This is a genomic window from Clostridioides sp. ES-W-0018-02, from assembly GCF_020658175.1.
Classification (GTDB): domain Bacteria; phylum Bacillota; class Clostridia; order Peptostreptococcales; family Peptostreptococcaceae; genus Clostridioides.
Genome location: NZ_JACVVY010000007.1, coordinates 102,465 through 114,582 on the forward strand (window position 1 = coordinate 102,465; position 12,118 = coordinate 114,582).

Annotated in this window: 11 protein-coding genes and 4 tRNA genes; 3 read left to right on the top strand and 12 right to left on the bottom strand. The window is 27.8% G+C overall.

Going from position 1 to position 12,118, the window contains the following annotated elements; translation table 11 throughout:
• Positions 1-132: 132 nt before the first annotated feature.
• Positions 133-876 carry a PHP domain-containing protein gene (locus IC219_RS15535; RefSeq protein WP_227831484.1) on the top strand — a complete coding sequence of 248 codons (744 nt, stop codon included), beginning with the start codon at positions 133-135 and terminating at the stop codon, positions 874-876.
• A gap of 86 nt (positions 877-962) precedes the next feature.
• Here IC219_RS15535 and IC219_RS15540 read toward each other — a convergent pair whose 3' ends face one another.
• The 6 genes from IC219_RS15540 to IC219_RS15565 all read right to left on the bottom strand — a co-directional run bounded on the left by IC219_RS15540 (position 963) and on the right by IC219_RS15565 (position 7,201).
• The gene (locus IC219_RS15540; RefSeq protein WP_227831485.1) at positions 963-1,145 is read right to left on the bottom strand and encodes a hypothetical protein; all 183 of its coding nucleotides are present in this window, start codon (positions 1,143-1,145) and stop codon (positions 963-965) included.
• A 558-nt stretch (positions 1,146-1,703) separates the two neighbouring features.
• A complete protein-coding gene (locus IC219_RS15545) occupies positions 1,704-1,949 on the bottom strand; it encodes a hypothetical protein (protein WP_227436516.1) in 246 nt (81 codons plus the stop codon).
• 243 nt (positions 1,950-2,192) lie between these two features.
• Entirely contained in the window at positions 2,193-2,672 is a 480-nt protein-coding gene (gene rlmH / locus IC219_RS15550) for a 23S rRNA (pseudouridine(1915)-N(3))-methyltransferase RlmH (protein WP_227825079.1), read from the bottom strand.
• Between the two features lie 68 nt (positions 2,673-2,740).
• Positions 2,741-4,843 (bottom strand): EAL domain-containing protein, encoded by a 2,103-nt coding sequence (locus tag IC219_RS15555; RefSeq protein ID WP_227825080.1) that lies wholly within the window; start codon positions 4,841-4,843, stop codon positions 2,741-2,743.
• Between the two features lie 12 nt (positions 4,844-4,855).
• On the bottom strand, positions 4,856-5,653 hold the full coding sequence (locus IC219_RS15560; RefSeq protein ID WP_227436522.1) for an MBL fold metallo-hydrolase: 798 nt from the start codon (positions 5,651-5,653) through the stop codon (positions 4,856-4,858).
• Positions 5,654-5,737: 84 nt separating this feature from the next.
• Positions 5,738-7,201 carry a M1 family metallopeptidase gene (locus IC219_RS15565; RefSeq protein ID WP_227831486.1) on the bottom strand — a complete coding sequence of 488 codons (1,464 nt, stop codon included), beginning with the start codon at positions 7,199-7,201 and terminating at the stop codon, positions 5,738-5,740.
• A gap of 124 nt (positions 7,202-7,325) precedes the next feature.
• On the opposite strand from IC219_RS15565, the gene IC219_RS15570 reads away from it, so the two are divergent.
• Both IC219_RS15570 and IC219_RS15575 read left to right on the top strand, forming a co-directional pair.
• On the top strand, positions 7,326-8,384 hold the full coding sequence (locus tag IC219_RS15570) for a DnaD domain protein (protein WP_227436525.1): 1,059 nt from the start codon (positions 7,326-7,328) through the stop codon (positions 8,382-8,384).
• An 8-nt stretch (positions 8,385-8,392) separates the two neighbouring features.
• Positions 8,393-9,385 carry an ATP-binding protein gene (locus tag IC219_RS15575; protein ID WP_227436528.1) on the top strand — a complete coding sequence of 331 codons (993 nt, stop codon included), beginning with the start codon at positions 8,393-8,395 and terminating at the stop codon, positions 9,383-9,385.
• A 365-nt stretch (positions 9,386-9,750) separates the two neighbouring features.
• Here the strand turns inward: IC219_RS15575 and IC219_RS15580 are convergent.
• The 6 genes from IC219_RS15580 to IC219_RS15605 all read right to left on the bottom strand — a co-directional run bounded on the left by IC219_RS15580 (position 9,751) and on the right by IC219_RS15605 (position 12,075).
• Positions 9,751-9,825, bottom strand: a tRNA-Thr gene (locus IC219_RS15580).
• A 26-nt stretch (positions 9,826-9,851) separates the two neighbouring features.
• Positions 9,852-9,927 (bottom strand) — tRNA-Val (locus IC219_RS15585).
• Between the two features lie 4 nt (positions 9,928-9,931).
• Positions 9,932-10,006, bottom strand: a tRNA-Glu gene (locus tag IC219_RS15590).
• 6 nt (positions 10,007-10,012) lie between these two features.
• Positions 10,013-10,088 (bottom strand) — tRNA-Lys (locus IC219_RS15595).
• A 307-nt stretch (positions 10,089-10,395) separates the two neighbouring features.
• Positions 10,396-11,685: an adenylosuccinate synthase gene (locus IC219_RS15600; protein ID WP_227831487.1), complete on the bottom strand. Its 1,290-nt coding sequence runs from the start codon at positions 11,683-11,685 to the stop codon at positions 10,396-10,398.
• Between the two features lie 81 nt (positions 11,686-11,766).
• Positions 11,767-12,075 carry a hypothetical protein gene (locus IC219_RS15605; RefSeq protein WP_227825081.1) on the bottom strand — a complete coding sequence of 103 codons (309 nt, stop codon included), beginning with the start codon at positions 12,073-12,075 and terminating at the stop codon, positions 11,767-11,769.
• Positions 12,076-12,118: the final 43 nt, after the last annotated feature.

Sequence of the window (12,118 nt, forward strand, 5' to 3'; positions counted from 1 at the left end):
AATATTTATTATTAAGCTTAATTCTACAATATTTCAATATTTTTGTCTAATTGTGTAACTATTGATTTTCTTTCCTATTCATTTTATAATATAAATTACGTTACCCTCATCTTTTATAGAGGAGGAATTTATATGAATTTTTTATCAGATTTACACACCCACTCTATAGTCAGTGGTCATGGCTATAGCACTTTGTTAGAAAATATTAATTATTGTAAAGAAAATGGAATTAAGATACTAGGTACATCTGAACATGGTCCTAAGATGCCTGGTTCTCCCCACAAATGGTACTTTCACAACATTCAAAATATCCCAAGAATCATAAATAACATTATAATCTTAAGAGGATGTGAAGCAAATACACTAGACACTGAAGGAAACATAGATTTAGAACCCTTTGTCATTTCTCGATTAGATTATCTTATTTTGTCATTTCATGAAGCCGTTTTTTCACCAAATACATTAGAGAATAATACTAAAGCCTTAATAAATGCAATAAATAAGCATGATAATATTGAAATATTAGGCCACCTTGGAAACCCAAACTACCCAATCGACTATGAATTAATCATTAAATTAGCCATGGAAAAGAATATCTTAATAGAGATAAATAATTGTTCTATCAAAGGAGTGTCAAGAAATGGTAGCTCGGATAATTGTAAGTATATTGCTACACTTTGCAAAAAACATGGTACTAAAATCATACTAACTTCAGATGCTCACATTTGTTTTGATATAGGTAACTATGAGTATTCTGAGAATATCTTAAAAGAAATTAATTTTCCAAATGAATTAATAATGAATTATCCTAAAAAACTTATTAATCATTTTCACCAAAAAGGTAAATTACTAGATGTTGATTATACAAATATTTAAGTAATAATACATGCTTGCTTTAACTCTTATAAAAATTAGAGTATTATCCTATTTAAAATGCCAATCTCATATTAACTACAAATAGACTATAATTTACGTATTTGTATACTTTTTATATACTTACTTTTCAAATTTACACAATTTATTCCAAGTAAATACAAACAGGATGGGTTACCTTGTTCTTTAGGCAACCCATCCTTCATTAAGTATATTATCACATCATCATTTATTTGTATCTCTATGCTATCTATTTCTCTTTTCTTATTCATTATTACCTTTGAAACACTGCTCCATTATAAATCCAACAGAGCATATATTTTGCTACAATTTTATAAAATAATATTAAATTAGAGTTAATTGTTCATTGTTACTTGTTTCGTCAATATCTTGTTCTCTAAATAAATCATGTCCAGGTAAAATAGCTAAGTCATCTTCACACAATTCCTTAGCTTTTTTACTATTAATTTATTCTAGCTGTTATAAATCCAGCATAATCATCTTTTAAGTCGTACTCATAGCTTTCTTAATCTATGAAGTTACTACTTAACACATCTTTTAAGTTATCACCTAAATTATTTTTAATTATTTTGAAATAATCACTAGGTACTTTATTTAATATAGTTCTACTGTTATTCAGATTAATTATACATATATTTCCATTACAGTTAATTTAATTTTTATTAAACCCTTTATTTTTCAAATAATCTTTTGGGAAAATGTGATGATATTCATTTTTATTGACTATAGACAGTACTGACTGTGTATTTATTAGAGCTCCGTCCAGTAAGCTTCTAAGGTTGTTCCTAGAAAGAATAAGAGCATATGTTTTACTTAATGCATTTCTTAATGCAAATGAAATATGTTAACTGTAATGAATAAGGCAAATATCCATGACTAGTTAAAGGTAGTTCTGTTGTTATAAAGTCTACAGCATGTAAATATGCTTTCTTGCATTTCTCCGCAATATTTTTTAATTCCTCTGATGATAAATTTCTTAATTTATTCATTTCTTCTTTAGTTACACCTAAACCGACACAAGATGCTAAGTTTCTTAAAATTTCAACTTCAGCCACTTTTTCAAAGTTTTTCTCTTCTAAATCAGACCTCACCTAATTTATTATTTTATACTTCATTGTTTAATCCCTCTTTATATACTTATTTATCTATATTTTAATCAATTTCGATACTTTACTAAATCTAATCTGATAATTTATATCAAAATACTATATATTATTTGTACTTTAACTTATTATATGCCTGTAAAATAAAAGTAGCCTTAACCAACTTATTTCAGTGGTTAAGACTAACGTGCTCCCTTACTTATGATATGGTTCTCCATTATTTATCCTATAAGCCCTATAAATCTGCTCTAACAATATCAACCTCATCATCTGATGAGGAAAAGTCATCCTAGAAAAAGATAATCTATAATCAGCCCTATCCAAAACATCATCAGAAAGCCCTAAAGAACCTCCAATTATAAAACAAAGACTACTGTTACCTCTAACTGCTAAATCACTCATAGTCTTAGCCAGTTCTTCAGAAGACAAATTCTTTCCATCAATAGCAAGAGCTATAACATAGCTGTTATGCTTTATCTTACCTAAAATCTTCTTTCCCTCTTTATCTTTTATAATTTCCATTTCCTTAGCACTTAAATTTTCGGGAGCTTTTTCATCATCTAACTCTATAATTTCCAACTTGCAATACTTAGAAAGCCTCTTTCTAAATTCATCAATACCTAACTTTAAATATTTTTCTTTAATTTTACCTACTACAACTATACTTATATTCATATACTTCTCCTAAACTTAATCTTATTACAAATTTATATACCAATATGACTTACAAACTATTAGTAAGACTATTTAGCAAGTTCTCGATTTGCATAATCTATAAACTCCTCAAAAGGTATAGCTTTACTATAATAATATCCTTGATATATTTCACATCCTAAGTCATACAACTTATCTCTCTGATTTAAATTTTCAACATACTCCACGATTATATCAAAATCTAGGTTTTTTGAAAGATTTACAATAGACATTATGATTTCACTACTTCTTTTGTTTGTAAGTATCTCTTTAACAAGTGAACCATCTAACTTAACTATATCAAAATTATTATTTTGGAGGTATACAAGGGAACTGTGTCCCATTCCAAAATCATCCATAATAAGCTTTATACCCAAATCATGTATTGCATTTATTCGATCTATAATTATCTGAGAACCTGACAATGCAACCTGCTCTGTGATTTCTATACCAAGCATATTAGGGTTGATATTATTATTCTCAATTATATTTTTTATTTGCTCTGGTAAATTAGGAGCATTAAGTTGGTCTGGAGATATATTTACAGAAAATTTAATAGGATTTATTAATAAGCTTTCACTTTTCTTTAAATCAACACATGCTTTATTAATAATATACTCTCCAAGTTCATCTAAAAAACCTTCTTCTTTAGCTAAAAGTATAACAAGTGGCGGATAAATAAATCCACCTATTGAATGCCTCCACCTAAGTAACCCCTCTGCTCCTACAATATTCCCATCATAATTAACTTGTGGTTGATAAAAAATCTCTATATCTTCTTTTTTCATAGCAAACTTTAAATCTGATGCTAGCATTTTTGATATTGAACCTATTTTTCCACTATGATTTAAAATATTTGGTTGTTCTCCTGTTAATTCGCATTTTTTTACTAAATTTGTTAAATTTTCTATATTATTTTTAAACATGTAAATATATCTATTTTGTGACATCTTTATAAATGGAATATAAATCATAACTCCTACACACAAATTAAACAATTGCAACAAACTTCCTCTTATTGAATCTGTAGCCATATATCCACTTAAAAATATAGGTGATGTCCATTCTACTGCAGAAACTGTACAAGGTACAATACCTGTAGACATAGCTACATAACTTGTAATTGTTAGAATCATAGGTGTAATTATAAATGGTATAAACATGATGTAGTTAAAAACAATTGGAATCCCAAAAACTAGCATCTCATTTATATTAAAAAGAGCTGGTATTGAAGCAATTTTAGCCAGCTTTCTTACATTTATACGTTTCTCACTAAGAAAAATGGCAATTACTAAACACAACAAAGCTCCACATCCACCAAATAAAACCATTGTATCAAAAAAAGTCTTAGTAAAAATTTCTGTTGGTAATTGATTATTATTAACTAAATTTATGTTAATTGCCATCCCATTTTCAAATAAATTTTTTGCAACTGTGTCAAGTACATTACTTCCATGAATACCAAAGAACCACATAAAATGCATTAGAAATATAAATAGCAAAGCACTCATAAGGTTTCTTCCCATACTATTAAATATATTTGAAAATAAATTATAAAATATATCTTGAAAATTTGAACTTCCAATTAGATTTATTACTATTACACGCAAAATAGAAAATAAAAATACTACAGTTATAAATGGAATTATAGCTGAAACCACCATATTAAAATCAGCATCAGCCCCCTCTGTATGAAACTTTACACTTGTTATAAAAGACTCTGTGAGCTTTACAAATAACATAGAAGACGTTATGGAAACAATAATAGCTGTAAACAACCACTTTGTTTTAAATATCTCCACATAAGAATCTATTTCACTACCATGTGAAAATACTAAAAAAGAGCACATTGCAACTATAGGAACAAGTACTGTATACTTGCTCCCATAGATTTTTCCATAGCTATAACTTATTGTCAACAATATTATTAATGAGATAATTCCTAAGGTAGAATCATTTATAAATGTAAGCATATTTAAAATCTCACCATTAAATAAACTTGCTATATATTCTTGATAAATTTTTATTGGAAGATTCAAAATAACAAGTGCAATTGAACCAGTCATAATAGCAGGTATTGCTAAAATCATCCCTTGCTTTATAGAATATAAGATTTTATTATCCTCAACATTTTCGAAATTTCTTTTTAGCAAAGTTATTCACCTCTACTTCATCTTATAAACATTAGAAACATCATTGCGTGATAATACATCTAGTTTTACATCTTGCCCAACTACTATATCGTTTGATGCTAATACTCCCTTTGAAGTTTCATATGCCAATTCTGGAAAATTATTTTCTTTACTTAAATGTGCTAATAATATAGATTCTGTACCTTTATCAATAAGTTCAACACAGAAATTTGCTGCATCTTCATTAGATAAATGTCCTGTATCTGACATTACTCTTTTCTTTAAAGCATATGTATATGAACCCATCATAAGCATATTAGGGTCATAATTTGATTCTAATACCACTAATTTAGATTTATATAGATGTTTTTTTATATTTTCAGTAATACACCCTATATCAGTAGCTATAGACATTTTTTCATCGTTTTCTGTATAGAAATTATATCCAACTGGGTCAGCTGCATCATGTTCTATTGAAAAAGGTCTTACTATAACATCTCCTAATGAATAAGTTTTATCATTTTCAAAGACCTTCATATTTTTGTCCTTAATATCACCAAGCTTGTCTTTCATAGAACACCATGTCTTTATATTAGCAAACACTGGTATGTCAAACTTTCTTGACAATATACCTGCCCCTTTTATATGGTCAATATGCTCATGAGTTATAAATATCCCTTTTAATTTATCTGAATCTACTCCAATGTCTTTAAGACCTGTAGTTATTCTCTTTCCACTTAATCCTGCATCTACCAGTATATTAGTATTTTTATATCCTATATAGTGGCAATTTCCACTACTACCACTTCCCACTGAACAATACTTTAGCATTATTTCACCTCTTTTTCTGCCTTATAAATTATATTATACCAAAAAAACAGAGTATTAAATAAAATTTAATACTCTGTACGAAATTTACTTGTATTCACTTATAATCTTATTTATATCTACCCCTTTACTGTTCCATAACTCTACAAAAGCTCTTCCATTGGCATTTTTATATTTGTATTTATTGTAATATTCATTTAGTGTTTCAAAGAATACCTTATCTCCAACTTCTTTTCTTACTTCATTAAAAGCTGTTGCTCCTTTTGTATAAACATTTAAACTGTATTCAGTAGAATTTTTATACTCATTTGATGGTTTAAATATGTTTTCACTCAAATAACTCTTTGTTTGTATTTGCATAGTTTTTATAAGTTTATTTGCCATTTCTTTTCCATATTTTTGTTCAAAATAAACTATTGTAGAATATTCAGTAAGTGCTTCGTCTAACCAAGGTTCACTTATTTCATCATTTCCAACAGCAGAATACCACCATTGATGTGCTGTTTCATGTGCTATAACATACTCAAGTAAAAACTCATTTTTTTCATTATATAAGCTTTGGTCTATCATAACAAGCATTGGATATTCCATTCCACCTATAAAGAAATCACTTGCTACAACAGAATATTCTTTATATGGGTATTTGCCAAACAACTCACTAAATATATTTATTGAATCTTTTGCAATCTCTGTTGCTCTGCTAGAAAGTTTCTTATTTAAATTGTATGTACTAATAGCTACACCTTTTGAATCAACTTTATTTACATCAAATTTACTACTTAATATAAATGCAAAATCCCTAACGTTTTCAGCTTCTATCTCATACAACATTTTCTTGTTATCATGTTTGTCATTAACAAGTTTACCTGTATGAGCAATCTTATACTTATTTGGAATCAATAGTTTCACATGAAAATCACTAGTTTCACTATAAAATGGGTCCCCAATAGTTTCATAACTCTTTAGATTCCATCCTCTTTCATCATTAACACAAGCTATAGGAAACCAATTAGTAATATTTATAGTGTTTTCTCCATATCCAAATCTTCCCACTGAGTTTGGTATTTTTACGTTATATTTTATATCCAGAGATATCTTTTCATTTGGCTTTAACTCTTTCCCCAATTCTATTTCTAGTATATCATTTTTATCTCCTTTGATTTTATATTCCATTTTACTGCTATTATTTAGTATGTTTTTTATATCTATATATCCTTCATTGAATCCATTAGGATAAGCTCTTGTCATCTCATCTTTTTCAAAAGGAGCAAATTCTTTTTTAGAAAAAGCATTCGGATATATATGGAAATATATTTTATCCATGTTTGATTTTGTCTTATTTATGTACTCAACACTCTGATTGCACATTAACCTCTTAGTTTCATCATCAAATATAACATCCATATTATATTGATTTATCTTTGAATTAGATTTTTCTTTATACGTTTCTAAACTGTCATCCTTTTCTATGAAGCAACCTATTATTAGTACCATAAATAAAATTGCTACTGATAATGTTCTTCTTACTTTTTGGTTGAATTTTATAACCAAAATATCTCCTCCTTTTTAAAATGAATACTTTTAGAAAATATTTACATGCTAATCTTATGACCTTTTATTTGTTTACAACCAAATGTAATACAAAAAATGATATAATTTAATCTGAGGTGATAAAATGTTTTTCAAAGAAAGCAATGAAATAGATTTAGGTGAAATCACTATTCCCAATATCTTTATAGATATATTTATGCCAATGGCGGACGGGTTATACGTAAAAGTTTATCTTTTAGGCTATAGACAGGCTTGTGATATTACTTCTAATCCTAAGTTTGACAATAGCTCAATAGCCAAGAACCTAAATATACCTTTGTCTGATGTACTATCTGCTTGGAAATTCTGGGAAGAAAAAAAGATTATAAAAATACATGATAATGGAGAATATGATAATTTTAATTATTCAATAGAATTTTTAGATTTAAAAAATTTCTATATCGAAAATATATTAGGTAATAATTCATCTGTAAAATCTAATACAGATAAAGTTGTATCTACTTCTGAAAATCCAAGTATTAGAAAGATGTTCAATTCTATAAATAAAATAGTTGGTCGATATCTTGACCCAAGTGAAAAAATAAGTATTATGGATATAATGAATAAATACAACATGGGCCCTGATATGATACTTTGTGCTTATGAATATGTTAAAGATAAAACTGGTACATCTAAACCAGTTAAATACATCGAAGGCATTATTAGAAACTGGTATGATTCAAATTTATATACCCCAAAAGATGTTGAAGACAGCTTCTTGATTAGAAGTGAACGATATATTTTATATAAAACTATTTTCAATGAATTGGGATTTTCAAGACAAGCAACGAAATCAGAAAAAGAACTCATGGATGCTTGGTTTGATAAATTTGACATGGATATGGACTTAATAGTAAATGCATGTTCTAAATCTAAGAATATACCAAACCCAAGTATATCTTATATAAATGGAATAATTAAAAATTGGCACGAAAAAAATATAAAAAATTTAAATGATTTAAAGCAAAAAGAGGAAGAACGTATAGTTAAGGAGAATATTAATAAGAAGCAGATTAATACTACTCAAAACAACAATACTTACAAGAAAACTAAGTTTCATAATTTCAACGAAACATTTACTCAATATACATCTGATGAACTCGATGAAATTATTAAAAAAAGTCAAAAAGAAAAGTTTAAGTAGGTGATTAAATGAATGAAGATAAAATAAGAAAAATACTGGCTAAATATGCCAATAAAAGAGATAAAAATGAGCTACTATTGGAACATAGAAAAAATGAGGTCTATAATAGAATTCCTGAGATAAAATCTATAGATGATGATATTTCTAAAATAGGTCTTAACTTAGCTAAAACAGTTCTTTTAAATCCTAAATCTAAAGATGAAATTGTAAATGAGTCTAAGAAAACTATAGAATCTTTAAAATTGAGAAAAGAAGAACTTTTAGTTAAAAACAACATATCTCTTGATTACTTAGAAATAAAGTTTCAATGTGACTCTTGTAAAGACAAAGGATTTTTACCTAATGGTGAAAAATGTTCTTGTCTAAAACAAGAAATTGTAAATGAGGCTTATAAAATGTCTAATTTAGATAGAATTTTAAGTCAGGAAAATTTTTCGAATTTTAACTTGAATATATTTTCTCCTAAGAAGAGTCCTGATGGAGAAATATCTCCAAGAGAAAATATGTTAAATAACCTAAGTATCTGCGAAAATTTTGTTCATGACTTTAAGGTAGATAATAGTGAAAACTTATTGTTTTATGGTTCTACTGGACTAGGTAAAACATATATGTGTAACTGTATTGCAAAAGAATTGTTAGACAAAGGTAATGTTGTAATTTATCAAACATCTTTTAGAATTTTAGATATTCTTGAAGACTATAAATTTAGAAGAGACCCAAACAATCAAATAAGTGAAGAAAATTATAAAAACTTGTTTGATTGTGATTTATTAATAATAGATGACCTTGGTACTGAACTTAATAATTCTTTTACTAGTGGAGAAATTTTCAATATTGTAAACACAAGACTTGTTGCTGGTAAAAAGATTATTATATCAACCAACTTAACACCATCTCAAATAGGAAATACTTATACTCAAAGAATTCTATCTAGGATTTTAGATAAGTTTAGAATTTTAGAATTTACTGGAGATGATTTGAGATGGGAGAGATTTAAATAAAGTAGCCCTTAAAAAACATTTTTTTATTTTTAAATAGAGAGGTAAGAACATACTTGCTTCTCTGTTTAAAACTTATACTATATAATCACATTATCCATTCAGTTTTTCTAATTATATTCCTAATATACCTTTTAATATACTAATCATTTATCTAGTTTGTAATTTTATATATATTAATATCATTCTTAATATATTGCATTATTTAAATTTATTATAGTACATTTATAGACTCTGTTTCTAAATATATGATATTGTATAATATTTAAAAATTTAATTATAATTAATTTTTGACGCAATTAAAAAAAAGATACCTAAAAGTATCCTGTAACATAGAAAATTATATTAATTTACATGTATGTATTTTGTGGAGCTGGTGATAGGAATCGAACCTACAACCTGCTGATTACAAGTCAGCTGCTCTACCGTTGAGCCACACCAGCATATATAGTATTTTTCATCTAAAAACTGGTGGGACTAACAGGGCTCGAACCTGTGCCCCCCTGCTTGTAAGGCAGGTGCTCTCCCAGCTGAGCTATAGTCCCATATTGGTGACTCGTAGGGGAATTGAACCCCTGTTACCGCCGTGAAAGGGCGGTGTCTTAACCTCTTGACCAACGAGCCATGATTTGGTGATCTATCCGCGACTCGAACGCGGGACACCCTGATTAAAAGTCAGGTGCTCTACCGACTGAGCTAATAGACCACATTTTTTCGACTTTTTTCGTCGTTTCTTTCACTCACAAGTTATATTATAACTGCTGTATAACTTTTAGTCAACAGTTTTTTTTATTTTTTTTAGTACATAATTAAAATAATCCTGAATCATTGATTTTCAACAAAATCATCTAAATAAGACATCTAATTCAAGGGGACAAATTCGACCTTAATTTTATTAAAATATACATAAATAATTTTAACTCAATATAAAAGAGCATCTCTAATAATTGTAAGTATTATCTTGAGATACTCTTTTTTTAATCATTTATAATTTAAATCACTTACTTAAGATACTAAGCAAATATGTTTTTTCTTATTATAGTTTGAGCTCTATTAGGCCCAACAGAAACCATATCTACACTTACTCCAATCAACTCTTCTATTTTAGCAATATATTTCTTTGCATTTTCTGGAAGGTCATCAAAATTGTCTACTTGAGTTATATCTTCATTCCATCCATCTAATTCTTCATATATAGGTTCACATTTTGCTAAATCATCTAAAGAAGCTGGGAAATCTGTTATTATTTTATCGTCCATTTTATAAGATGTACAAACTTTAATTTTGTCAAATCCAGTTAACACATCTAATAACATAAATGAAATACTAGTTAATCCATTAACTCTAGCTGCATATTTTACTATAACAGCATCAAACCACCCGCATCTTCTTGGTCTACCAGTAGTTACTCCAAATTCATGCCCTTGTTCTCTTATCTTATCACCAGTTTCATTTATTTGTTCTGTAACAAATGGACCTTCTCCAACTCTTGTAGTATAAGCTTTTACTATACCAACAACATCCTTTATCATATTTGGTCCTATACCTGCACCAATAGCAAATCCCCCAGATATTGGATGAGAAGATGTAACAAATGGATAAGTTCCTAAGTCTAAGTCTAATAAAGTACCTTGTGCTCCTTCAAATAACACTTTTTTACCTGCTTTTACCGCGTCATATACAATAACTGATGTATCTGCTACATATTTTTTTATTTGTTCTGCATACCCAATATATTCATTATATATAGCTTCAAAATCAAATAATTCTTCTTTTCCATATATGTTTCTAACTAATTTGTTTTTAGCTTCTATCTGAGCCTTTAATTTTATGGCAAATTTATCTTTATCCATTAAATCACATATTCTGATTCCAGATCTCTCTGTCTTATCCATATAGCAAGGTCCAATACCTTTTTTTGTCGTACCTATCTTTAAATCGCCTCTAGCTTCCTCTGATAATGCATCTAGCTCTTTATGGTATGGGAATATAACATGAGCTCTATCGCTAATTTTTATGTTTTCTGTATTTATATTATCTTCTTTAAACATTTCTAATTCTTCTAAGAATCCTTTAGGGTCAAATACTATTCCATTTCCGATTATGTTCACTGTCTTTGGATTTAAAACTCCAGATGGAATTAAGTGTAATGCATATTTTTTACCTTCAACAACTAATGTATGACCTGCATTATTTCCACCTTGTCCTCTTACTACTACATCTGCTTGAGTAGCAAGATAATCGATAACTTTACCTTTACCTTCATCTCCCCATTGAGAACCAACAATTGCAACTGTTTTCATGTAATTCACCTCTATATTTTATATACTCTCGAACGCTTTACTTATTTATTCTATCAAATATTCGTATTTTTTTCAACTTTTTTAACGTTCTCCAATATTTAACAGATACTCTTCTATTTTTGAAAAGTCATCTATTTTTTTAATTTCTGTGCTATTTTTTATAACTTTTTCTATAAACTTGTCCATGTCTAAAAGTTTTTCTAATTTACATACATTAATTATATTTCCAAAGTTTGTATTAGTCATGTTTATATGATATTGATTGTCCACAATACTAGCATAAACAACAATTGATTCTTTTAAATTATTATCAACTATCCTAAATAAGTTTATTTCATCAAGTACTTTAATTATATTGGGATATATACATTTTAAGCTTATTTTTTCCATATTATTCCTCCTGATAATTAATACTTATACACAGATAAAGCAA

Excerpts from the sequence above, each read along its gene's own strand:
- IC219_RS15535 (WP_227831484.1), top strand. The coding sequence starts at position 133 with ATGAATTTTTTATCAGATTTACACACCCACTCTATAGTCAGTGGTCAT.
- IC219_RS15540 (WP_227831485.1), bottom strand. The coding sequence starts at position 1,145 with ATGAATAAGAAAAGAGAAATAGATAGCATAGAGATACAAATAAATGAT.
- rlmH (WP_227825079.1), bottom strand. The coding sequence starts at position 2,672 with ATGAATATAAGTATAGTTGTAGTAGGTAAAATTAAAGAAAAATATTTA.
- IC219_RS15560 (WP_227436522.1), bottom strand. The coding sequence starts at position 5,653 with ATGCTAAAGTATTGTTCAGTGGGAAGTGGTAGTAGTGGAAATTGCCAC.
- IC219_RS15570 (WP_227436525.1), top strand. The coding sequence starts at position 7,326 with ATGTTTTTCAAAGAAAGCAATGAAATAGATTTAGGTGAAATCACTATT.
- IC219_RS15575 (WP_227436528.1), top strand. The coding sequence starts at position 8,393 with ATGAATGAAGATAAAATAAGAAAAATACTGGCTAAATATGCCAATAAA.
- IC219_RS15600 (WP_227831487.1), bottom strand. The coding sequence starts at position 11,685 with ATGAAAACAGTTGCAATTGTTGGTTCTCAATGGGGAGATGAAGGTAAA.
- IC219_RS15605 (WP_227825081.1), bottom strand. The coding sequence starts at position 12,075 with ATGGAAAAAATAAGCTTAAAATGTATATATCCCAATATAATTAAAGTA.